This is a genomic window from Rhizobium sp. 11_C7_N12_5, assembly GCF_051811145.1.
Classification (GTDB): Bacteria; Pseudomonadota; Alphaproteobacteria; order Rhizobiales; family Rhizobiaceae; genus Rhizobium; species Rhizobium lusitanum.
Genome location: NZ_JBPWPY010000001.1, coordinates 1,410,181 through 1,431,375, shown reverse-complemented (window position 1 = coordinate 1,431,375; position 21,195 = coordinate 1,410,181). Strand labels below are relative to the sequence as shown.

General features: G+C 59.8%; 21 protein-coding genes. 11 read left to right on the top strand and 10 right to left on the bottom strand.

The window, feature by feature from the left end:
* The first annotated feature begins 2 nt into the window (after positions 1 to 2).
* Positions 3 to 1,904: an ABC transporter ATP-binding protein gene (locus AB8B29_RS07140; protein WP_113118251.1), complete on the top strand. Its 1,902-nt coding sequence runs from the start codon at positions 3 to 5 to the stop codon at positions 1,902 to 1,904.
* An 18-nt stretch (positions 1,905 to 1,922) separates the two neighbouring features.
* On the opposite strand, the gene AB8B29_RS07135 is transcribed toward AB8B29_RS07140, so the two are convergent.
* On the bottom strand, positions 1,923 to 2,294 hold the full coding sequence (locus tag AB8B29_RS07135; RefSeq protein ID WP_037202105.1) for a nuclear transport factor 2 family protein: 372 nt from the start codon (positions 2,292 to 2,294) through the stop codon (positions 1,923 to 1,925).
* Between the two features lie 335 nt (positions 2,295 to 2,629).
* Here AB8B29_RS07135 and AB8B29_RS07130 point away from each other — a divergent pair, with 335 nt between their 5' ends.
* The 4 genes from AB8B29_RS07130 (at position 2,630) to AB8B29_RS07115 (ending at position 5,698) form a co-directional block, all read left to right on the top strand.
* Positions 2,630 to 3,220: an NADPH-dependent FMN reductase gene (locus AB8B29_RS07130; protein ID WP_092573732.1), complete on the top strand. Its 591-nt coding sequence runs from the start codon at positions 2,630 to 2,632 to the stop codon at positions 3,218 to 3,220.
* A gap of 209 nt (positions 3,221 to 3,429) precedes the next feature.
* Complete coding sequence (locus AB8B29_RS07125; RefSeq protein WP_113118252.1) at positions 3,430 to 3,936, top strand: winged helix-turn-helix transcriptional regulator; 507 nt, start codon at positions 3,430 to 3,432, stop codon at positions 3,934 to 3,936.
* A 17-nt stretch (positions 3,937 to 3,953) separates the two neighbouring features.
* The gene (gene fabF, locus AB8B29_RS07120) at positions 3,954 to 5,219 is read left to right on the top strand and encodes a beta-ketoacyl-ACP synthase II (RefSeq protein WP_113118253.1); all 1,266 of its coding nucleotides are present in this window, start codon (positions 3,954 to 3,956) and stop codon (positions 5,217 to 5,219) included.
* A gap of 59 nt (positions 5,220 to 5,278) precedes the next feature.
* Positions 5,279 to 5,698 carry a DUF4864 domain-containing protein gene (locus AB8B29_RS07115; protein WP_113118254.1) on the top strand — a complete coding sequence of 140 codons (420 nt, stop codon included), beginning with the start codon at positions 5,279 to 5,281 and terminating at the stop codon, positions 5,696 to 5,698.
* Between the two features lie 172 nt (positions 5,699 to 5,870).
* Here the strand turns inward: AB8B29_RS07115 and AB8B29_RS07110 are convergent, their stop codons facing one another.
* The 7 genes from AB8B29_RS07110 to coaD all read right to left on the bottom strand — a co-directional run bounded on the left by AB8B29_RS07110 (position 5,871) and on the right by coaD (position 11,625).
* Positions 5,871 to 6,761: a cell wall hydrolase gene (locus AB8B29_RS07110; protein WP_113118255.1), complete on the bottom strand. Its 891-nt coding sequence runs from the start codon at positions 6,759 to 6,761 to the stop codon at positions 5,871 to 5,873.
* Between the two features lie 297 nt (positions 6,762 to 7,058).
* Complete coding sequence (locus AB8B29_RS07105; protein WP_113118256.1) at positions 7,059 to 7,439, bottom strand: VOC family protein; 381 nt, start codon at positions 7,437 to 7,439, stop codon at positions 7,059 to 7,061.
* Positions 7,440 to 7,681: 242 nt separating this feature from the next.
* On the bottom strand, positions 7,682 to 8,812 hold the full coding sequence (tgt, locus tag AB8B29_RS07100; protein WP_113118257.1) for a tRNA guanosine(34) transglycosylase Tgt: 1,131 nt from the start codon (positions 8,810 to 8,812) through the stop codon (positions 7,682 to 7,684).
* Positions 8,813 to 8,818: 6 nt separating this feature from the next.
* Positions 8,819 to 9,904, bottom strand: coding sequence for a tRNA preQ1(34) S-adenosylmethionine ribosyltransferase-isomerase QueA (queA, locus tag AB8B29_RS07095; RefSeq protein ID WP_047561767.1), 1,086 nt, complete (start codon positions 9,902 to 9,904; stop codon positions 8,819 to 8,821).
* Between the two features lie 75 nt (positions 9,905 to 9,979).
* Complete coding sequence (locus AB8B29_RS07090) at positions 9,980 to 10,480, bottom strand: peptidylprolyl isomerase (protein WP_037202088.1); 501 nt, start codon at positions 10,478 to 10,480, stop codon at positions 9,980 to 9,982.
* Between the two features lie 30 nt (positions 10,481 to 10,510).
* Positions 10,511 to 11,083 (bottom strand): peptidylprolyl isomerase, encoded by a 573-nt coding sequence (locus AB8B29_RS07085; RefSeq protein ID WP_037202085.1) that lies wholly within the window; start codon positions 11,081 to 11,083, stop codon positions 10,511 to 10,513.
* Positions 11,084 to 11,112: 29 nt separating this feature from the next.
* Positions 11,113 to 11,625 (bottom strand): pantetheine-phosphate adenylyltransferase, encoded by a 513-nt coding sequence (gene coaD / locus AB8B29_RS07080; protein WP_037202812.1) that lies wholly within the window; start codon positions 11,623 to 11,625, stop codon positions 11,113 to 11,115.
* Between the two features lie 199 nt (positions 11,626 to 11,824).
* Between coaD and AB8B29_RS07075 the strand changes: the two genes are divergently transcribed.
* From AB8B29_RS07075 to AB8B29_RS07060, 4 genes are all read left to right on the top strand, one after another.
* Positions 11,825 to 12,049, top strand: a complete 225-nt coding sequence (locus AB8B29_RS07075) for a hypothetical protein (RefSeq protein ID WP_037202083.1) — start codon at positions 11,825 to 11,827, stop codon at positions 12,047 to 12,049.
* A gap of 93 nt (positions 12,050 to 12,142) precedes the next feature.
* Positions 12,143 to 12,301, top strand: a complete 159-nt coding sequence (locus AB8B29_RS07070) for a hypothetical protein (protein WP_167669546.1) — start codon at positions 12,143 to 12,145, stop codon at positions 12,299 to 12,301.
* A 39-nt stretch (positions 12,302 to 12,340) separates the two neighbouring features.
* Positions 12,341 to 12,475, top strand: coding sequence for a hypothetical protein (locus AB8B29_RS07065; RefSeq protein ID WP_280518123.1), 135 nt, complete (start codon positions 12,341 to 12,343; stop codon positions 12,473 to 12,475).
* A gap of 213 nt (positions 12,476 to 12,688) precedes the next feature.
* Entirely contained in the window at positions 12,689 to 13,558 is an 870-nt protein-coding gene (locus AB8B29_RS07060; protein ID WP_047638106.1) for an NAD-dependent epimerase/dehydratase family protein, read from the top strand.
* A gap of 165 nt (positions 13,559 to 13,723) precedes the next feature.
* Here AB8B29_RS07060 and gyrA read toward each other — a convergent pair whose 3' ends face one another.
* Positions 13,724 to 16,522 (bottom strand): DNA gyrase subunit A, encoded by a 2,799-nt coding sequence (gene gyrA / locus AB8B29_RS07055; RefSeq protein WP_037202078.1) that lies wholly within the window; start codon positions 16,520 to 16,522, stop codon positions 13,724 to 13,726.
* A 226-nt stretch (positions 16,523 to 16,748) separates the two neighbouring features.
* Between gyrA and AB8B29_RS07050 the strand changes: the two genes are divergently transcribed.
* Positions 16,749 to 17,381, top strand: coding sequence for a MarC family protein (locus AB8B29_RS07050; protein WP_037202076.1), 633 nt, complete (start codon positions 16,749 to 16,751; stop codon positions 17,379 to 17,381).
* A gap of 56 nt (positions 17,382 to 17,437) precedes the next feature.
* Here AB8B29_RS07050 and AB8B29_RS07045 read toward each other — a convergent pair whose 3' ends face one another.
* On the bottom strand, positions 17,438 to 17,998 hold the full coding sequence (locus AB8B29_RS07045) for a single-stranded DNA-binding protein (protein ID WP_037202811.1): 561 nt from the start codon (positions 17,996 to 17,998) through the stop codon (positions 17,438 to 17,440).
* Between the two features lie 271 nt (positions 17,999 to 18,269).
* Between AB8B29_RS07045 and uvrA the strand changes: the two genes are divergently transcribed.
* Complete coding sequence (uvrA, locus tag AB8B29_RS07040) at positions 18,270 to 21,191, top strand: excinuclease ABC subunit UvrA (protein WP_047561762.1); 2,922 nt, start codon at positions 18,270 to 18,272, stop codon at positions 21,189 to 21,191.
* Positions 21,192 to 21,195 lie beyond the last annotated feature (4 nt).

Sequence of the window (21,195 nt, the reverse complement as noted above, 5' to 3'; positions counted from 1 at the left end):
CAATGTCAGAAACTATCGAAACCGAGCGGAACGACGTGCGCGAGGATGGACGTCGCCCTCCCCGCGCCGTGGTCGGCTCGCATCGCGTCGAAGAGGAAATCTTCGGCAAGGTCTTCGACACCAAGATCATTCGCCGCATCTGGGCCTTCGTCAGCCCCTATCGCCGCCAGATCTACATTTCCGTGATTGCCGTGCTGCTGTTCACGGCGTCGCAGATCGTCATACCGCTTGTCATACGCCACGCGATCGACAATGCGATGGCGCCGGGTGCCATCGATTATTCGGCGTTGTGGCTGGCGCTGGCGATCTTTGCGGTGGCGATCATCGTCAATTATGGTGCGAGCTACGTGCAGGAGACATATGTCGGCCAGGTCGCCGAAGAAGTGCTGTTCGACATACGCCGCGCGATGTTCGCGCATCTCCAGTACGTATCGCTCTCCTTCATGGACAAGACCGAGGTCGGCCGGTTGATGTCGCGCCTGCAAGGCGACGTCAACTCCATGCAGGAATTCCTTGAAACTTCCGTGCTTTCGGTCGGCGACATCGCCCTGCTCTTCGGTATCGTCATCGTCATGCTGTCGCTCGATTTCCGGCTCGGCCTGCTGACGCTGTCCGTCATGCCGATCCTCTTCATCGTGCGGCTTTTCTGGCTGCCGAAGGCGCGCGTCGCCTTCATGAATGCGCACGAAACCAACTCCGTTACCAATGGCGCCCTGGCGGAGGCGATCCATGGCGTGCGCGCTGTGCAGGGCATGCATCGGCAAGGGGTCAACTTCTCGCTTTTCGACGACAAGGCGCATACCAATCTCAATGCGCATCTGACCGCGGCGCGCTATGCCCAGATCATGGTGCCGATCGTCGACACGCTGACCGGCATGGCGATGGCGATCGTTATTATCGTCGGCGGCTCGATGGTTCTGAACCATAGGCTCGATGTCGGCATCATGGTCGCCTTCCTGTTCTATATTCAGCGCTTCTTCGACCCGATCCGTTCGCTGACCATGCAATATTCGGTCATGCAACGCGCCATGGCTTCCGGCCAGCGCTTGACCGAAGTGCTCGACGTTCCGATCGACATCAAGGACGCTCCGGATGCCAAGGAACTTTCGCGCGACATGGACGGCTCGGTCGAGTTCCGTGATGTTGTCTTCGGCTACAATCCCGAGCATCCGGTGCTGAAGAACGTCAGCTTCAAGGTCAATCCCGGAGAGACCGTGGCGCTGATCGGTCCCACAGGCTCGGGCAAGTCCAGTTCCATGGCGCTTATCCATCGTTTCTATGACGTGCAGCAGGGCCAGGTGCTGGTCGGCGGTCACGACGTGCGGTCCCTCACTCAGGATTCGCTTGGCCGACAGGTCGCCATGGTGCTGCAGGAACCTTTCCTCTTCACCGGTTCGGTGTTGGAGAACATTCGCTACAACAAGGCGGACGCGACACGCGAAGAGGCCATCGAGGCCGCCAAGGCTGTCGGCGCACATGAATTCATCGTGCGGCTGCCGGAAGGTTACGACACCATTCTCGGCGAACGCGGCGGCGGGCTTTCGCTCGGGCAGCGCCAGCTCGTCAGCTTCGCGCGCGCCCTTGTCGCGGACGCCAAGATTCTGGTGCTCGACGAAGCGACGGCGAATATCGACAGCTACACCGAAATGCTGATCCAGAAGGCGCTGGTCAAGCTGCTCGAAGGCCGCACCGGCCTCGTCATCGCCCACCGGCTTGCCACCATCCGCGAGGCTGACCGCATCATCGTGCTGCAAAATGGGCAGTTGATCGAAAGCGGTAACCACAACCAGCTCATGGCCACCGGCAAGCTCTATTCGAAGCTCTACAACCTCAACTACGCCTCCTTCGACGATATTCCGGAGGACGAGGTGACGGCTTCGGTGCCTGCTGAGTCGCAGACCTAGGAGGCCGCCTCATCTCGTTCATTCGACCCATTGCGCTCGGGAGGGTCCCGGCGCAAACGGGTCGCCGAAGTACTGGGTCTCGCGAGCCACTTTGCCGTCCCGGAATTCCATTATGCTTACCGAGTAGGATGGACTGTTGTCATAGGTAAGGATGAATTCCGTAATCCAGAGGTCCCCCGCACCAACAATACGCCGCACGCTGAAGCGCTTGGCGTTGGGTTGCGCGATGCGAGAGGCTTGAATGTTGTTCCGCCCCCTGATGCGTTCGCCCGATTGCGGGTATTCGAGCAGTGCATTCTCCTGATATATATCGTGCTCGACATCGAACTCATTTGCATCCGAGGCGGCCCAGTGCCGATTGAGCGCCTCTCGAATCTCATTCTCATCCATCTTTGCTATCCCAGATTGCCGATCCTTGAAGCCCGGAAACGCCATGCTGCGATTGTCTTGTGAGACCTGACAATTTCAAAAGTGGACTTGGATCACAGTGTCGTTCTGATCGACGCTCCAACTCCCAAGCGCTCCCGCCACTCGACGGATCGATCGGTGTCGCGATATCAATTGGAATTGAAAGGCGCGCCATTTTGTTGGAGCGCCTATCAAAGTTCCGGAATTAGACCTATATCACTTTTTATCCCATGTTGCGCGTCGCCTTCCCACTATGAATGTGGTCACGGCTCGCATCTGCTTCATTTCGGAGTTGGCTATGGAGGACATAATCAACAATGACCGACAATATCCTGGTTCTCTATGGCTCCTACCGGTCGGATCGCCTCGGCATCCGTCTCGCGAATTATATCGTAACCAGCCTCCGTCAGCGTGGAAACAATGCGGAACTGATCGACGCGAAGGATGTTGGACTGCCGATGCTCGATCGAATGTACAAGGAATACCCCAAAGGTTCTGCTCCCCCCGAAATGGAGCGGCTTGCCGCAAAAATTCGGGGCGCCGATGCTTTTGTTTTCGTCACAGGCGAATACAACTGGGGCATGCAACCCGGTCTAAAAAACCTGACTGATCATTACCTTGAGGAGTGGTTTTGGCGGCCGGCCGCAATTGTCAGTTACTCCGGTGGCCGCCTTTCCGGCGCACATGCGGCGGTCCCCTGGCATGGCACTCTTTCCGAGATGGGAATGATCGTCATCTCAAGCACCCTTGCCGTCGCCAGTATCTCGACAGCATTGGACGCTGACAATAAACCTTTCGGGAGCGGAGGCGATGCCCTTGCGAGAGCTTTTCCCCGTTTTGCCGACGACCTTTCCTGGTGGACCGAGGCAGTAAAACGACAGCGCGCGCACAAGGCGCCTCCGTACTGAGAACTCAGGGGTCCCTTTTGCGGGTAGCACGCCGAGTATCTCACCTTCATCGCCGACGCTTTACCGCAGAGCTGCCTTGTTGAAACGACCGCAAAACGGATTCTGGATCGCTTCCTTTTATTTTTAAATGCCCTGACGCAAATTCCGGTGGACGCTTGTCACTCGCAGTAACTTGCATGATGATAGCTACTCATGCTATTCGCCTTGCCATGCAGAGAACAAGCTTCAGCACCTTCAAATGTCCGGCCGCGCGTGCGCTTGAGAGCGTTGGTGACTGGTGGAGCATCCTCATCCTGCGGGACGCGTTTCAGGGGCTGAGCCGGTTCGACGAATTCCAGAGAAATCTCGGCGTCGCGCCGAACATCCTCACGCGGCGGCTCAAGCACTTGACCGATGAAGGCCTGTTCGAGCGGCGTCTCTACAATGAGCGGCCGCCGCGCTACGAATATGTACTGACCACTAGGGGGCGCGACTTCTTTCCGGTTCTGATGGCGCTTTTCACCTGGGGCAATCAGTATCTGCCGGCCGAGGAAGTCGCCATGCGGCTCGCCGATGCCGACACGGGCGAGGATCGGGATCCCCTTCTCATCGACAGGGTAACCGGCCGCGCATTTCATCCCGAAGACACGATATTGGTGCCCGGGCCGGCCGCCGATGACGCCGTTCATGAGCGCATCGCCCAGATGAAAGCATGGTTTTTAGGCTTCGACGCCTGATTAAATAGGAGCAAGACATGGATCGTATCGTCGTAACCGGCATGGGCCTGGTTTCCCCTCTTGGCGTCGGCGTCAATGCGAGCTGGAAGCGGCTGATTGCGGGTCGCTCCGGTCTGAGGCTGCTGCCCGAGGAGATGGTCGGCGATCTCGCCGCCAAGGTCGGCGGCATCGTTCCGAGCATCGATGAGGACCCGGAAGCAGGATTCGATGTCGACCGCTACGTGCCGATCAAGGACCAGAAGAAGATGGATCGCTTCATCCTCTTTGCCATGGCGGCCGCTGAGGAAGCGATCCTTCAGGCCGGCTGGCAGCCGACGGAGCTTCTCGATCTGGAGCGTACCGCCACGATCATAGCGTCGGGGGTCGGCGGTTTTCCGGCCATCGCCGATGCGGTGCGCACGGCCGAAACGCGTGGCGTCCGGCGGCTGTCGCCCTTCACCATCCCGTCCTTCCTCGTCAATCTCGCCGCCGGCCAGGTCAGCATCCGTTATGGATATAAGGGGCCGCTCGGCGCGCCGGTCACGGCCTGCGCGGCCAGCGTCCAGGCAATCGGCGATGCGGCTCGGCTGATCCGCTCCGGCGAGGCCGATGTTGCCATTTGCGGAGGCGCCGAAGCCTGCATCGATAAGGTCAGCCTCGGCGGCTTCGCTGCAGCAAGAGCCCTTTCCACCGGCTTCAGCAACCGGCCGGAGGAAGCCTCCCGCCCGTTCGACAGCGCGCGTGACGGTTTCGTCATGGGTGAAGGCGCCGGCATGCTCGTCATCGAGACACTGGAACACGCGCTTGCCCGCGGCGCCACGCCGCTTGCCGAACTCGTCGGTTACGGCACTGCCGCCGACGCCTATCACATGACGGCCGGACCGGAAGATGGTGACGGCGCGCGCCGGGCGATGCTCGCGGCTCTTTCGCAGGCACGGATTTCGCCGGCCGAGGTCAAGCATCTCAATGCGCATGCGACGTCGACGCCGGTGGGCGACCATGGCGAGATGGAGGCTATCAAGACGGTCTTCGGCCGCAATGGCGCAATTGCGGTCAGCGGCACCAAGGCGGCGACCGGCCATCTGCTAGGAGCCGCCGGCGGCATGGAAGCGATCTTCACCATCATGGCGCTGCGCGACCAGATCGCCCCGCCGACGCGCAACCTGCAGGAACCGGATCCGTCGGCCGAAGGCATCGATTTGGTCGGCACGACCGCCCGACCGATGGCCATGGACTATGCCATTTCCAATGGCTTTGGCTTCGGTGGCGTCAATGCCAGCGCGCTGTTCCGCCGCTGGCAATAGCCGCTTTCGCGAAGGCGGGAAGCGCGCTATTCTGGCTGTGACATAGCCGGAGATCGCCCATGCGTGTATTTCCCGTAGCCGCCATGCTCTGCCTCATCCTGGCGTCGACAGCGCGCGCGGAAGACCTGGTGCAGACCGCCCAGAGCCTGATCCAGGAACAGATAGGCGCTTTCCTGCATAACGATGCAACCGCCGCCTATTCCTTCGCAGCGCCTGGCATCAAGGCGCTGTTTCCCGACAAGGATACTTTCTTTGCCATGGTGAAGAAGGCCTACCAGCCGGTCTATCACCCCGGCAACTACGCATTCGGGAAAAGCCGCGCGATCGATAACGGCGCCGTCGTCTATCAGGAAGTGCTGATCACAGGCACCGACGGCAAAGACTGGACGGCGATCTACCAGATAACCCGACAGCCTGATGGTGCCTACAAGATCAATGGCGTGCAAATCCTGCCGAATGCGACGAGCGAAGGTATTTGAAGGGAAATGGTGCCGTAGAGGGCGGCGCGTCCATCACGAAAGACAGTACGCGCCGCTAAAAGGCATTGGCTAGAGCATTTCCAGGAAAAGTGCGAAGCGGTTTTCCGTCTGGAATGCGTAAATAAACAAAAAGATAGAGCGTTTTCGCGATTCGAAGAAAAGCGAAAACGCTCTAGCCTCGAATTCTCAGAGAGTTGCCGGAAAAGCTGCCGCTGTCGAAATTCGGGCGCGGCTGCGGAACGGCTATGGTGGAGGTCGGCACCGGAGTGGCGACTGCATTTGCATCTGTGACAGGCGCCGAAATCGACATGGAAGTCGGAGCCGGTGTCGGAATGGGAACTTCAGCCGGAACCAGCGTAGTCGCTGTCGGCAAATTGACAGTCGGGTTTGATACCGGCGTAAAGGTGGCGACGGAAGGTGCTGGCTGCATCGGTTGCGTCTCCGGCAGAACGAACGGAGATTGCGTCGCCGACATGCTCTGCCCGGACACGTAGTTCATCGCAACTTCATAGGCCGGAAGCGGTGCGGGGGTCTGCAGTTCGCCGTCGCGACCGCGCTTCTCGTAGAAGGCGTTTCCACCAGCTATGGCAACATAGTGCATGTTATCATAGGGAAATCTCAGACCCTGGGTATGGAAGAACATCGCGTCCTTCACGCCAGGATGTCGCTCTCCCCGCAGAATAGCAGTCGCTGCAAGATCAAGGTCCGGCTGTGCCTGGGCTTTGACTTCCTTGACCATCACTCCGGGCGCGAACTGTCTTTCCTGAGCTACGATACCGCAGATCGTATTCGGATAGGCGCCGGACGTCAGCCTGTTCATCACGACTGTCCCGACTGCCATATATCCATCATGGTCGGAATGTTCCGACTCGAAATACATTGCGCGCTCGAGACAGTCTCTGTCCTTTGCGGTGTAATTATATGTAACTTTCGCTGGACGAATGGGTTTCGTCGAACTGCGGGAGCTCGGTGCTGCCTTCTGCGTCGTCGTGCAGCTCGTGGCTACCAGACCGACAAGCAATAGTCCCGAAAGACATGCCCCCAATTTGCGTTGCGCCCTCAACGGCAAGTGCCTCCTAGTTTCAGTAGAACAGCCCTTATCGACAAAGAGAATGCGTTGTAGCCGGATTTCTTCAAAATTCCAAGCGTTACGCAATCAAATTAGCCAGTGATGCTTATCATTGGCGGAAGGACCGTTTATTCCGATTCGCTATTTTTTCCCAATACTTTCCTATCGCAAAGCCGTCACGAGCTCTGCTGGAGCTCCGGGTGCATCCCTGGCGTCATGCCCCCGATCGGCTCGAAACGATATCAATTAATGATAGCAATCAATTGATAATAAATGATTTACCATGCAGGTTCACTCGCTGCGCCAGCCGACCTCGATGAGAATTTGTCCGGGCGCGAAGCAATAGAACGACCAACCGCCACGCATCGCGGCAGGCGGCTGTCTCATCTCGCAGCCAGCCGCTTTCGCCCGCTCGTATTGTGCATCGACAGCCTCGCGAGACGGGAGCATGAAGCCGATATGATAGGTGTTGCGGCCGACCGATACGGTGTCGGCGCCGCCGAATTTCTCGATTGGTCGGCTGATGACCAGCTCAAGCCCGGCATCGTCGCATAGGATCGCGAGACCGTTTGCGCCACGTGTTTCGACCTCGGTCAGGCCGAACGCGGAGACAAGAACATCCCGGGTCGCGGCGACATCGGGAACGTGCAGATCTAGATGATTCAGTCGCATGACAGCTCCAAGAGGCTTTCCCGCGGAGACATGTCGGTCGAAACGGCCCACGCCAACGCGGGACACTCGGCCACAATGGCCAAGTTCCGCGTCGTGGGTTCTCACGCCGATGGCGTGGAGCAGAGCTTCCGGGTGGAAGGGGTCGGGCTTACCGAGACCGACCCTGCCTTTTTCGACAAGCATCGAATAGCGCGAAATCGTGACGGGAGCAAGCGTACGCCAACGCCTCCGATATTCACGGCTTACACCGGCTCGAGATCGCCCCTCGCCCAATTTTCCTGAGTCTCCGCCATGAAATCGGCAAAGCGGTCTTCGGCGATTGCCTGGCGAATGCCCTGCATCAGCTCCTGATAATAGGCGAGATTGTGCCAGGAGAGCAGCATGCCACCGAGCGCCTCGTTGGCGCGGACGAGGTGGTGCAGATAGGCGCGGGAGTAGTCACGCGAGGCCGGGCAGTTGGACTGCTCGTCGAGCGGGCGCATGTCCTCGGCGTGGCGTGCATTGCGGATATTGACCTTGCCGCGGCGGGTGAAGGCGAGACCATGCCGGCCGGAGCGGGTCGGCATGACGCAATCGAACATGTCGATACCGCGCGCAACCGATTTCAGGATGTCGTCCGGCGTGCCGACGCCCATCAAATAGCGCGGCTTTTCGGTCGGCAGCTCAGGCAGCGTGATCTCGAGCATGCGCAGCATGACCTCCTGCGGCTCGCCGACGGCAAGGCCGCCGACGGCGTAGCCCTTCAGGTCCAATCCGCTCAAAGCTTGCGCGGAACGGACACGCAGATCGGGGATATCGCCGCCCTGCACGATGCCGAACATCGCCTTGCCCGGCTGGTCGCCGAAGGCCGCCTTGCAGCGATCCGCCCAGCGCAAGGACATCTCCATGGCGCGCTCGATCTCCTTCGGCGTCGAGGGCAAGGCCACGCATTCGTCGAGCTGCATCTGGATATCGGAACCGAGCAGTCCCTGAATCTCGATCGAGCGCTCGGGCGACATATGATGCAGGCTGCCGTCGACATGCGACTTGAAGGTGACGCCCTTCTCGTCGAGCTTGCGCAAGCCCGACAGCGACATCACCTGGAAGCCGCCGGAATCGGTCAGGATCGGATGTTTCCAGCGGATCAGTTCGTGCAGGCCACCGAGACGCGCGACACGTTCGGCGGTCGGGCGCAGCATCAAGTGGTAGGTATTGCCGAGGATGATGTCGGCGCCGGTTTCTCGCACCTGGTCGAGATACATCGCCTTGACCGTGCCGACCGTACCAACAGGCATGAAGGCCGGCGTGCGGATCGTGCCGCGCGGCATGGACACTTCGCCGAGGCGGGCACCGCCATCGTTCTTTTTCAATTGGAATTGAAAGCTCTCGCTCATCTCGTCCTAGTCTTTCCGGTAGAGCAGGCTGCCATCGCCATAGGAATAGAAGCGATAGCCCGTCTCGATAGCATGGGTATAGGCCGCGCGCATCGTATCGAGGCCGGCGAAGGCCGATACGAGCATGAACAGCGTCGAGCGCGGCAGGTGAAAATTGGTCATCAGCATGTCGACGGCCTTGAAGCGGTAGCCGGGCGTGATGAAGATACCGGTGGCACCCTGCCAGGGCTGGATGGTGCCGTCGTCATCGGCAGCACTTTCGATCAATCGCAGCGACGTCGTCCCGACGCAGATGATGCGTCCGCCCCTCGCCTTCACGGCATTGAGCTTGCCCGCTGTCCCGGCGTCGACATAGCCGATCTCGAAATGCATCTTGTGGTCGTCGGTATCGTCGGCCTTGACCGGCAGAAACGTGCCGGCACCAACATGCAGTGTCACGAAATGCCGTTCGACACCCATGGCGTCGAGCGCTGCAAACAGCGCCGGGGTGAAATGGAGGCCGGCTGTGGGCGCTGCGACAGCGCCCTCTTCCCGGGCATAGATCGTCTGGTAATCGGCGCGATCACGCTCGTCTTCCGCGCGCTTGGCTGCGATGTAAGGCGGCAGGGGAATATGGCCGACCGTGGCGATTGCCTCGTCCAGCGCCGGGCCGGACAGATCGAACAGCAGGGTGATCTCACCGCCCTCGCCCTTGTCCTCGACCGTGGCGTCAAGCGTGCCGAGCGAACAGACGGTCTCGCCATGGCCGAACTGGATACGATCGCCGATCTTGATGCGCTTGCCGGGCCTGGCGAAAGCCTTCCAGCGATCGGGCGCGCTGCGCATGTGCAAGGTCGCCGAGACCTGCTGGCCGGGCGCGCCCTCGCGATGGCGAATGCCCTCCAATTGCGCCGGTATCACCCTGGTATCGTTGAAGACCACGGCGTCGCCTGGGCGCAGGAAGGATGGCAGATCCCGGACCAGATGGTCGCTCAGCGTGTTGCCGCGGTCATTCGGATCGACGACGAGCAGGCGCGCACTATCGCGCGGGTCGGCGGGCCTGAGCGCGATACGCTCATCCGGCAGGTCGAAATCGAAAAGGTCAACACGCATTCAGCTCATCCAGGCAAAGCGAAACCCGCCCCCCACGCCCGAAGCGCAAGAGGCGGGTTTCAGGAATAATCACGATCAGACGTCGGCGGCAACCCGAGCGGAGACGATCGAGTCCGGATCCTTCACCGGCTCGCCACGCTTGATCTTGTCGACATTGTCCATGCCGCTGATCACCTGACCCCAGACCGAATACTGCTTGTTCAGCCAGGGTGCATCGGTGAAGCAGATGAAGAACTGCGAGTTGGCGGAGTTCGGGTTCTGCGAGCGCGCCATCGAGCAGGTGCCGCGCGTATGCGAGGTGGCGGAAAATTCAGCCTTCAGGTCCGGCTTGGACGAGCCGCCGGTCCCGGCGCGGGCGGTATTGCCGCCGACTTTGCCATGTTCCACGTCGCCGGTCTGGGCCATGAAGCCATCGATGACGCGATGGAAGACGACGCCGTCATAAGCCTTTTCGCGAGCAAGTTCCTTGATGCGAGCGACATGCTCGGGAGCGACCTGCGGCAGAAGCTGAATGACAACTTCGCCCTTGGTGGTTTCCAGGATGAGGGTGTTTTCGGGATCCTTGATCTCAGCCATGTTCGTTTCCTCGTTCTATATGTTCTACACTTACTTCTTGGTGACGGTGACCTTGACCATCTTGTCCGGGTTGCTCACTTCGCCGTTCTGCCCCTCGCCGCGCTTGATCTTGTCGACGAGCTCCATGCCGGAGATGACCTTGCCGACGACCGTGTACTGGCCGTTCAGCGAATCGCCATCGGCGAACATGATGAAGAACTGCGAATTGGCGGAATTCGGGTCCTGGGCGCGCGCCATGCCGACCGTGCCGCGCGTGAAAGGAACCTTGGAGAATTCGGCCGGAAGGTTCGGCAAATCGGAGCCGCCGGTGCCGGCCTTCTGCGCGTTGTAACCCTTTGTCGTATTGCCGAACTTGACGTCGCCGGTTTGAGCCATGAAGCCGTCGATGACGCGGTGGAAGACGACATTGTCGTATTCGCCCTTCTTCGCCAGCGCTTCGATCTGCGCGACGTGCTTGGGAGCAACCTCAGGCATCAGTTGGATGACAACGGGACCATCCTTGAGCTGGATCGTGAGAAGATCCGCGGCTGCTGCCGAGAATGCGCTGCCGGCGAAGGCGGCAAGGCTCAGGAAGCCTGCCAATGCGATATGGAAAAGTTTCATGGGTGCTCCGTTCGGAAATGGATTTCAGCTCAGCTTTTGGCGCTGGCCGCATCTTTGAGTTTGCCAGTCAGGGCTTCCAGAACCGCTGACGGCACGAAGGCGCTGACATCGCCGCCCATGGATGCGATTTGCCGCACCAATGTGGCAGTTATGGGCCGCGACGCTGTGCCGGCTGGCAGAAACAGCGTCTGGATATCCGGCGCCATCTGCCTGTTCATGCCGGCCATCTGCATTTCGTAGTCGAGATCGGTGCCATCGCGCAGGCCGCGCACCAGCAGGGTCGCACCCTGCGCGCGGGCGGCATCGACCACCAGATTGTCGAAGGCGACAACGGAAATATCACCCGCCTTTGGCGGAACGGCCTCCGCGAGCGATCTGCGGATCAGCTCAGCCCGCTCCTCGAAGGAGAAGAGCGGCTTCTTGCCGGGATGAATACCGATCCCGACAATAACCTTCGAGGCGACATTCAGCGCCTGCACGAGGACATCCAAATGTCCGTTGGTCATCGGGTCGAAGGATCCGGGATAAAAGGCTGTCGTCATACCAAGCCGGCTCGTTGTTTCGACGCCTTTTGTCACGGATGGGGCCGTATCGCAAGTCATTTGCAACCCCAGGGCCGCCTCTGAACCGCAGATGAATACGGCGTTCAAGCCTGTTTCAGCTCGCCAATGCTTTATTGGCACCAACATCGAACGAGCCTGGTTCAACGGCTCGCCTCCCCGGCTCTAGGAACATCCCGCCATGCTTGTCTTCATTATCGCAGGCGCCATCATCGGTTCATTTGTCGTCGAATACCTCGTTCATCTTTTCGCCGATAACTACGCGATCGAATGGGATTCAGCCTCGGAAAGTGCCGAGGGCATCAGTTCTGCCCAAGAAATCGCCATTGCTATGCGCAGGACGCATCGCGAACCTGAACGCCAGATGAACAAGGCATTCAAGGTCGCTTCAGGCACGCATTGCTAAATACCCTCTCAACAACGGCGGAACCATTTACGAACCGCCGCGTTTAAAGTCCGAAACACAGATTTGCACATTGCGGCAAGAAGGAAGATTAGTATGCCCGACAAGATCACCCTTATTAACGTCGTTTGGATGGCCATGATTTCGGGAATGCTTGCAGCTACCATCGCGCTTTACGATCAAAAACCAGACCAGTCGAAGATTTATGGTCCCTTTGCTTCGGCTCGCCCCTTCGTTGCCTCGAGCCAATACTAAGGGATCTGAACGCTAGTCCCACCAAAGGAGGGAGCGATCATGTTCACGATTTTGACGGTGCTTACGCTTTTCATCAGCATCATGTTTATCGTCTCCGTCGCATCCACCATTTCGGCGCTCCATCGCGAAAGCGAAGAGAGCAAGAGGCTGCATAAGCGTCACAAGACGCTCTGATCTCCGCGTACCGAGCACACTTACCCCACCAGGTGCTCGGATGGACTTGAACCGGACGCTCCCTTAGCGTCCGGTTTTTTTATGCCATGAAATATCACGATCAATTCGCTGATCTTGTTGCCAGATTACCGTTGCGGCAGGACCCTGATTTTGCGACCTTGGACATGCCGATTTCCTCAATCGGAATGTTGCCCATGTCGCTAAGGGATCGAGATGCGCATTGTCCTAACAGGCAGCTCCGGGCGGCTTGGCCGCGCGATTTTCAATGCCTTGGCAGGGGATAGCGAGATCCTGGGGATCGATCGCTCTCCATTCTCGACAACGCATCTTGTCGGGGATTTCGCCGATGCATCGCTTCTGCGGGATGCCTTGGCGGGTGCGGATGCAATTATCCATAGCGCGGCGCTCCACGCCCCTCATGTCGGAAACGTCTCCGACGACGAATTTCGGCGCGTCAACGTCGAGGGGACACGCCTTTTGGGAGAGGTGGCTTTAGCCGCCGGCGTCAAGCGACTGGTATTCACCAGCACCACGGCACTCTATGGTCACGCGGTCGTGCCAGGCCGCTGCATATGGATCGACGAGACCACCGAACCGCAGCCTAGAAGCATCTACCATCGCACGAAACTGGAAGCCGAGAAAATCCTGGAGAACATGGCGGGCCCGGATTTGCAGGTGCGCATTCTGCGCATGTCTCGGAGTTTCCCCGAACCGGGAAATGTGATGGCCGTCTATCGATTGCATCGCGGAGTCGACATCCGGGACGTGGCCGACGCCCATGCGGCGGCATTGAGGAATGGCGGCGATCATTTTCAACGCCATATCGTTTCTGTCGGAACGCTTTTCGAGCGCGGAGACTGCGAGGATCTCGCGATCGATGCGGCGTCTGTCATCAGGCTGCGCGTGCCCGCACTCGCCGCCGAGTTCGAACGCCGAAAGTGGCCCTTGCCGCGAACGATCGATCGCATCTACGCCTCGACTTCGGCGGGTGCCGTGCTTGGATGGCACTCCCGCTTCGGCTATGGCGAAGTTCTGGCGCAACTGGACCGGGGCAGCCTGGACGTGCGGCCGCCTTTTCCTTGAGCAGCAGGCGGCCGGAATAGAGACCAGCTCATCCACCGCTCGTGCGTATCGCCCAAAAACAAACGCATAAGTCTGCTTTTCAAGGCAGGCTTATGCGTTTGTAGACACTCTACTTTTGACCACGGACGGAGTTGAACCCCGCTTGCGTCGCCGGACGCAGCGAACTTATTCCTCGCTTGCGCCCTCGATGTCGCCGGCCGCTTCTCCTGGCTCGCCAGTGGCCGTGCCGTCATCCTCGATCACTGCATCGTCTTCGCCTTCGGGCTCGCTGATGCGTTCCACGGAGACGACATTCTCGTCCTTGGCGGTCGAGAAGATGGTCACGCCCTTGGTAGCGCGGCTGGCGATGCGGATGCCGCCAACGGGCACACGGATCAACTGACCGCCGTCCGAGACAAGCATGATCTGATCGCTGTCCTCGACCGGGAAGGCGGCAACGAGCTTGCCGATCTCGCCGGTCTTCGACGTGTCGGTGGCGCGGATACCCTTGCCGCCACGGCCGGAGATACGGAAATCGTAAGACGAGGATCGCTTGCCGAAGCCCTTTTCCGAAACCGTCAGAACGAATTGCTCCAGCGCCTTCAGCTCTTCGTAGCGCTCGTCGCTCAGCTGTCCCTCTTCAGTGACCTCCTCGCCAACCAGCGCGATTTCTTCGTCGTCGCCGGTCGTCGACCGGCGATCGATGACCGAGCGCTTCAGATAGGCCGCCCGCTCCCAGGGTTCCGCATCGACATGGCGGACGATCGTCATCGAGATGATGCTGTCGCCCGACGCCAGGCTGATGCCGCGAACACCGACGGAATTGCGGCCGGCAAAGACGCGCACATCCGAAACCGAGAAGCGGATGCACTGGCCGAGCGCAGTCGTCATCAGCACATCGTCATGCTCGGTGCAGGTCTCGACGGAGAGGATTTCATCACCCGCCTCCTCCAGCTTCATGGCGATCTTGCCGTTGCGGTTGACCTGGACGAAATCGGACAGCTTGTTGCGGCGCACGGTTCCGCGCGTCGTCGTGAACATCACGTCGAGATTATCCCATGTGGTCTCGTCTTCCGGCAGGGGCATGATCGTGGTGATGCGCTCACCATGCTCCAGCGGCAGCATGTTGATCAGCGCCTTGCCGCGCGAGGTCGGCGTGCCGATCGGCAGGCGCCAGACCTTTTCCTTGTAGACGATGCCGCGCGAGGAGAAGAACAGCACCGGCGTATGCGTATTGAGAACGAATAGCCGGGTAACGAAATCCTCGTCGCGCGTGGTCATTCCCGAGCGGCCCTTGCCGCCGCGACGCTGCGCGCGATAGGTCGTCAGCGGCACGCGCTTGATGTAGCCGAGATGCGACACGGTGACGACCATGTCCTCACGAGCAATCAGGTCCTCGTCGTCCATCTCGAGACCGCCATCGACGATCTCGGTGCGGCGCGGCGTGCCGAACTCGTCGCGAACGGCGATAAGCTCTTCTTTTACAATGGTTTGGATGCGGACGCGAGAAGAGAGAATATCGAGGTAATCCTTGATCTCGACGCCGATCTGGTTGAGCTCTTCGTCGATTTCGTCGCGGCCGAGAGCGGTCAGACGTGCCAGGCGCAGTTCGAGAATGGCACGCGCCTGTTCTTCCGAAAGGTTGTAGGTGCCGTCCTCGTTTATGCGATGGCGCGGGTCATCAATTAGCTGGATAAGGGATTCGACATCCGCCGCCGGCCAGCGGCGCGTCATCAGTTCTTCACGCGCCGACTGCGGATCCGGAGCGCCGCGAATAACGCGAATGACTTCGTCGATATTGGCGACGGCGATCGCGAGGCCGACCAAGACGTGCGCACGATCGCGCGCCTTGCGCAGCAGGTACTTGGTGCGACGGCTGATCACTTCTTCGCGGAAGGCCACGAAGGCGCGCAGCATATCCAGCAGGTTCAGCTGTTCGGGTTTTCCGCCGTTCAGCGCCACCATGTTGCAGCCGAAGGAGGTCTGCAGCGGCGTATAGCGATAAAGCTGGTTGAGGATGACCTCGGCATTGGCATCGCGCTTCAGCTCGACGACGACGCGATAGCCCTGACGGTCGGATTCGTCGCGCAGATCGGAGATGCCTTCGATACGCTTGTCGCGCACCAGCTCGGCCATCTTCTCGATCATCGACGCCTTGTTCACCTGATAGGGAATTTCGGTGATGATGATGTGTTCGCGATCGCCACGCATCGGCTCGATGACGGCGACACCGCGCATGACGACGGAGCCACGGCCCGTCTCATAAGCGGAACGGATACCCGCACGGCCGAGGATCTTGGCGCCGGTCGGGAAATCCGGGCCGGGAATGATCTCCATGATCTCAGGCAGTTCGATCGCCGGATTGTCGATCAGGGCAATACAGCCGTTGACCACTTCCGAGAGATTGTGCGGCGGAATATTCGTCGCCATGCCGACGGCAATGCCGCCGGAGCCGTTGACGAGCAGGTTGGGGAAGCGGGCCGGCAGAACCTTCGGTTCTTCCGTCGTCGCATCGTAGTTTTCCTGGAAATCGACCGTTTCCTTGTCGATATCCTCAAGAAGCTCATGGGCGACCTTCGTCAGGCGCGATTCCGTGTAACGCATCGCTGCCGGCGGATCGCCATCGATCGAACCAAAATTCCCCTGCCCATCGATGAGCGGTACGCGCAGCGACCAGTGCTGCGCCATGCGGACCAAGGCGTCGTAGATCGAGGCGTCGCCATGCGGATGGTATTTACCCATGACGTCGGCGACCGGACGAGCCGACTTCACGTATTTGCGGTTCCAGTGATAGCCGCTTTCATGCGCAGCATAGAGGATACGCCGATGGACGGGCTTGAGACCATCACGGACATCGGGAAGCGCGCGGCTGACGATCACGCTCATGGCGTAATCGAGATACGATCGCTGCATTTCCTCCATGATGGAAATCGGCTCGATGCCTGGCGGGAGCTTCCCGCCGCCGGGTGGTGTTTGCTCAGTCAAAACAGATCACGATCTCTTTTAGAATCACTGCGAAATTTATAGCCGAAAGGCCTGGCGAGCGCCAATTTAGCCCGATGTTTTTGAACAGGCTTTTGCCCTTTAAGCCGTGAAATCGAACATTTCCGTGGCGCAACATGCCTATAGCGCCGCATTGCGCTTTGCGAAAGCCTATTCCTCGCATAACAATGGGTCATAACAACGACAAAGAACCGTTGCCGGGGATCATATGGCGAGCGCAGATACGCTGATCAATGCCTTCACCACACTGCTCGTCACCGTCGATCCGCCAGGCCTGGCGCCGCTGTTCATCGGCCTCACCGCCGGCATGAACCGCGCCGAACGCAAGCAGGTGGCGCTGCGGGGTTCATTGATAGCCCTCTTCATCCTGGCGGCCTTCGCCCTGTTCGGCGCGAGCGTGCTCGGCGTTCTCGGCATTTCCATCGGAGCCTTCCGCATCGCCGGCGGTCTGCTGCTGTTCTGGATCGCCTTCGAGATGGTGTTCGAGCGGCGGCAGGACAGAAAGGAAAAGACGACGGAGATCGCGATCACGCAGGATCATATCCGCAACATCGCGGTCTTCCCGCTGGCCCTACCCCTGATTGCCGGCCCGGGCGCGATCTCGGCCACGATCCTGCTGGCAAGCTCGTTGCAGACCACGCTCGACCGGGCGCAGTTGATCGGTGTCATCGCCGTCAATCTTGGGCTCGTCTTCGCAGCCCTTGCCATTTCGGACAGGCTCGACCGTATGCTCGGCGCGACTGGCAGAGCCATCCTCACGCGATTGCTCGGTGTGATCCTCGCCGCACTTGCCGCCCAGTTTGTCGTGGATGGTGCGCGGGCAGCGTTGAAGCTTCCATGAAAAAGGCCTGCCGATAAGGCAGGCCTTCGAAAATCCGGCTGCTCGTACCACCAAGCTCAAAACGGAATATCGTCGTCCAGATCGCGCGAGAAATTGCCACCGCCGCCGCTTGGCGCGCCGCCACGGCTACCGCTTGCTGCGCCGCGGCCACCAGATGGCGGTGAAGACTGACCATAGTCGTCACCACCGCCGTAATCGCCGCCACCAAAGTCGCCGCCGCCGCGTCCACCACGACCGCCGCCCTCAACAGAGCCACCGCCCTCGCCGCGACCGTCCAGCATGGTCAGCGTCGAGTTGAAGCCCTGCAGCACGATTTCGGTCGAATACTTATCCTGGCCGTTCTGATCCTGCCACTTGCGGGTCTGAAGCGCGCCTTCGATATAAACCTTGGCGCCTTTCTTCAAATATTGCTCGGCGACCTTGCAGAGACCTTCATTGAAAATGACAACGCGGTGCCACTCCGTCTTTTCCTTGCGCTCGCCGGAATTGCGGTCGCGCCAGGTTTCCGAGGTGGCAATATTGAGGTTGGCGATCGGCCGGCCATCCTGCGTGCGGCGGATTTCCGGGTCCGCCCCGAGATTTCCAACCAGAATTACCTTGTTCACACTACCGGCCATGACATCACCCTGCTTGCCGCCCATCGACGGCTCTTAAATTTCACCAGCACACCTTAGACCATTGCCGCCATCAGGTGTTATCCAAGCACCGCCCAAGGCATCTTCATCCACAAAGAAATATCCAAGGGCGATTTTGTTCTTTATTTGTTCTAGTTTGTCTCTATGATCGTGTCAACTGAATCGAAAACCTGGCTCCGGCCATCATTTCAGCCTCGACTCGCGGGCAGCCATCACTAAATAAAGGCAGACTCCAAGGGACCAGCGTAAAACGATGAGCGAACTGAAGACTATTTCCATACGTGGTGCGCGTGAGCACAATCTCAAGGGCATCGATCTCGACCTGCCGCGCAACAAGCTGATCGTCATGACTGGGCTTTCCGGCTCCGGCAAATCGTCGCTCGCCTTCGACACGATCTATGCCGAAGGACAGCGCCGCTATGTGGAGAGCCTGTCAGCCTATGCCCGCCAGTTTCTGGAAATGATGCAGAAGCCGGATGTCGACCAGATCGACGGCCTCTCGCCGGCCATTTCGATCGAACAGAAGACGACCTCGCGCAATCCGCGCTCGACGGTCGGCACAGTGACAGAAATCTACGACTACATGCGCCTGCTGTTTGCGCGCGTCGGCGTGCCCTATTCGCCGGTTACCGGCCTGCCGATCGAGAGCCAGACGGTCAGCCAGATGGTGGACCGCGTTCTCGCCTACGAGGAAGGCACCAGGCTTTACATTCTGGCGCCGCTGGTGCGCGGGCGTAAGGGCGAATACAAGAAGGAACTGGCGGAGCTCATGAAAAAGGGCTTCCAGCGCGTCAAGGTCGACGGGCAGTTCTACGAGATCGCCGATGTGCCGGCGCTCGACAAGAAGTACAAGCACGACATCGACGTCGTGGTCGACCGCATCGTCGTCAGGCCCGATATGGCGGCTCGTCTGGCCGACAGCTTCGAAACCTCGTTGCGTCTTGCCGACGGCCTTGCCGTTGCCGAGTTCGCTGACAAGCCGCTGCCACCAGAGGAAACCGCTGCCGGCGGCTCGGCCAACAAATCGCTGAACGAGACGCATGAGCGCGTGCTGTTTTCGGAGAAGTTCGCCTGTCCCGTTTCCGGCTTCACCATTCCGGAGATCGAACCGCGCCTGTTCTCCTTCAACAATCCCTTCGGCGCTTGCCCGTCTTGCGACGGGCTGGGGTCACAGCAGAAGATCGATCCAGATCTGATCGTGCCGGAGCCGGAGCGCACCTTGCGGGACGGCGCCATTGCGCCATGGGCCAAATCGACATCGCCCTATTACAATCAGACGCTCGAAGCCCTCGGCAAGCATTATGGTTTCAAGCTTGGCAACCGGTGGAACGAGCTGTCGGACGAGGCGAAGGACGTCATCCTCAACGGTACGGAAGACAAGATCGAATTCCATTATGCCGACGGTGCGCGCTCCTATACGACGCACAAGAACTTCGAAGGCATCGTGCCGAACCTCCAACGGCGCTGGAAGGAAACGGATTCCGCCTGGGCGCGCGAGGAGATCGAGCGCTTCATGTCGGCCGCCCCCTGCCCGGCCTGCAACGGCTATCGCCTGAAGCCGGAGGCTTTGGCGGTCAAGATCAACAAGCTGCATATCAGCCAGGTCGCGGAAATGTCGATCCGGGTTGCCCGCGACTGGTTCGACGTGCTGCCCGAGACCTTTACCGACAAGCAGAATGAGATTGCAGTGCGCATCCTCAAGGAGATCCGCGATCGCCTGCGCTTCCTGAATGACGTCGGTCTCGAATATCTGAGCCTGTCGCGCAATTCGGGCACGCTTTCGGGCGGCGAAAGCCAGCGTATCCGGCTGGCGTCGCAGATCGGTTCAGGACTGACAGGCGTGCTCTATGTGCTAGACGAGCCGTCGATCGGCCTGCACCAGCGCGACAATGCCCGCCTTCTGGAGACGCTGAAGCATCTGCGCGATATCGGCAACACGGTCATCGTCGTCGAGCATGACGAGGATGCGATACTGTCGGCTGACGACGTGGTCGATATCGGCCCCGCAGCCGGCGTGCATGGCGGCCAGGTGATCGCGCATGGCACGCCGCAGGACATCATGGCGAACCCGAAGTCGCTGACCGGCAAATATCTCTCCGGCGAACTCGGCGTGCCGGTTCCCGACGAGCGACGCAAGATCAAGAAGGGCAAGGAGATCAAGGTCGTCGGCGCAAGAGGCAACAACCTCAAGGACGTCACTGCCTCCATTCCGCTCGGCGTCTTCACGGCGGTTACCGGCGTTTCCGGCGGCGGCAAGTCCACCTTCCTGATCGAGACGCTGTACAAGTCCGCCGCGCGGCGTGTGATGGGCGCGCGCGAGATCCCCGCCGATCACGATCGCATCGACGGCTTCGAGCATATCGACAAGGTGATCGACATCGATCAGTCGCCGATCGGACGCACGCCGCGATCGAACCCGGCGACCTATACCGGCGCCTTCACGCCGATCCGCGACTGGTTTGCCGGGCTGCCGGAGGCAAAGGCGCGCGGCTATCAGCCGGGCCGCTTCTCCTTCAACGTCAAGGGCGGCCGTTGCGAGGCCTGCCAGGGCGATGGCGTCATCAAGATCGAGATGCACTTCCTGCCCGACGTCTACGTCACCTGCGACGTTTGCCATGGCAAGCGCTACAACAGAGAGACACTGAACGTCACTTTCAAGACCAAGTCGATCGCCGATGTGCTCGACATGACTGTCGAGGAAGGCGTCGATTTCTTTGCGGCGGTTCCTGCCGTGCGCGACAAGCTGCAGAGCCTGAAGGATGTCGGCCTCGGCTACATCAAGGTCGGCCAGCAGGCCAATACGCTTTCGGGTGGCGAGGCGCAGCGCGTCAAGCTAGCCAAGGAACTGTCGAAGCGATCGACTGGCCGCACGCTCTATATCCTCGACGAACCCACTACCGGGCTGCACTTCCACGACGTCGCCAAGCTGCTGGAAATGCTTCACGAGCTGGTCAATCAGGGCAATTCGGTCGTTGTCATCGAGCACAATCTCGAGGTCATCAAAACAGCCGACTGGATCCTCGATTTCGGTCCCGAGGGCGGCGATGGCGGCGGCGAGATCGTTGCGGTGGGCACGCCGGAGACCATCGTCAAGGAGAAGCGTTCCTATACGGGGCAGTTCCTGAAGGAGTTGCTGGAGCGGCGGCCGATGAAGAAGGTCGCAGCGGCGGAGTGAGTTT

What these genes read in the sequence shown, in the direction of transcription:
- AB8B29_RS07140 (WP_113118251.1), top strand. Translation starts at nt 3, where the DNA reads ATGTCAGAAACTATCGAAACCGAGCGGAACGACGTGCGCGAGGATGGA.
- AB8B29_RS07135 (WP_037202105.1), bottom strand. Translation starts at nt 2,294, where the DNA reads ATGGATGAGAATGAGATTCGAGAGGCGCTCAATCGGCACTGGGCCGCC.
- AB8B29_RS07130 (WP_092573732.1), top strand. Translation starts at nt 2,630, where the DNA reads ATGACCGACAATATCCTGGTTCTCTATGGCTCCTACCGGTCGGATCGC.
- AB8B29_RS07125 (WP_113118252.1), top strand. Translation starts at nt 3,430, where the DNA reads ATGCAGAGAACAAGCTTCAGCACCTTCAAATGTCCGGCCGCGCGTGCG.
- fabF (WP_113118253.1), top strand. Translation starts at nt 3,954, where the DNA reads ATGGATCGTATCGTCGTAACCGGCATGGGCCTGGTTTCCCCTCTTGGC.
- AB8B29_RS07115 (WP_113118254.1), top strand. Translation starts at nt 5,279, where the DNA reads ATGCGTGTATTTCCCGTAGCCGCCATGCTCTGCCTCATCCTGGCGTCG.
- AB8B29_RS07105 (WP_113118256.1), bottom strand. Translation starts at nt 7,439, where the DNA reads ATGCGACTGAATCATCTAGATCTGCACGTTCCCGATGTCGCCGCGACC.
- tgt (WP_113118257.1), bottom strand. Translation starts at nt 8,812, where the DNA reads ATGAGCGAGAGCTTTCAATTCCAATTGAAAAAGAACGATGGCGGTGCC.
- queA (WP_047561767.1), bottom strand. Translation starts at nt 9,904, where the DNA reads ATGCGTGTTGACCTTTTCGATTTCGACCTGCCGGATGAGCGTATCGCG.
- AB8B29_RS07090 (WP_037202088.1), bottom strand. Translation starts at nt 10,480, where the DNA reads ATGGCTGAGATCAAGGATCCCGAAAACACCCTCATCCTGGAAACCACC.
- AB8B29_RS07085 (WP_037202085.1), bottom strand. Translation starts at nt 11,083, where the DNA reads ATGAAACTTTTCCATATCGCATTGGCAGGCTTCCTGAGCCTTGCCGCC.
- coaD (WP_037202812.1), bottom strand. Translation starts at nt 11,625, where the DNA reads ATGACGACAGCCTTTTATCCCGGATCCTTCGACCCGATGACCAACGGA.
- AB8B29_RS07075 (WP_037202083.1), top strand. Translation starts at nt 11,825, where the DNA reads ATGCTTGTCTTCATTATCGCAGGCGCCATCATCGGTTCATTTGTCGTC.
- AB8B29_RS07070 (WP_167669546.1), top strand. Translation starts at nt 12,143, where the DNA reads ATGCCCGACAAGATCACCCTTATTAACGTCGTTTGGATGGCCATGATT.
- AB8B29_RS07065 (WP_280518123.1), top strand. Translation starts at nt 12,341, where the DNA reads ATGTTCACGATTTTGACGGTGCTTACGCTTTTCATCAGCATCATGTTT.
- AB8B29_RS07060 (WP_047638106.1), top strand. Translation starts at nt 12,689, where the DNA reads ATGCGCATTGTCCTAACAGGCAGCTCCGGGCGGCTTGGCCGCGCGATT.
- AB8B29_RS07050 (WP_037202076.1), top strand. Translation starts at nt 16,749, where the DNA reads ATGGCGAGCGCAGATACGCTGATCAATGCCTTCACCACACTGCTCGTC.
- AB8B29_RS07045 (WP_037202811.1), bottom strand. Translation starts at nt 17,998, where the DNA reads ATGGCCGGTAGTGTGAACAAGGTAATTCTGGTTGGAAATCTCGGGGCG.
- uvrA (WP_047561762.1), top strand. Translation starts at nt 18,270, where the DNA reads ATGAGCGAACTGAAGACTATTTCCATACGTGGTGCGCGTGAGCACAAT.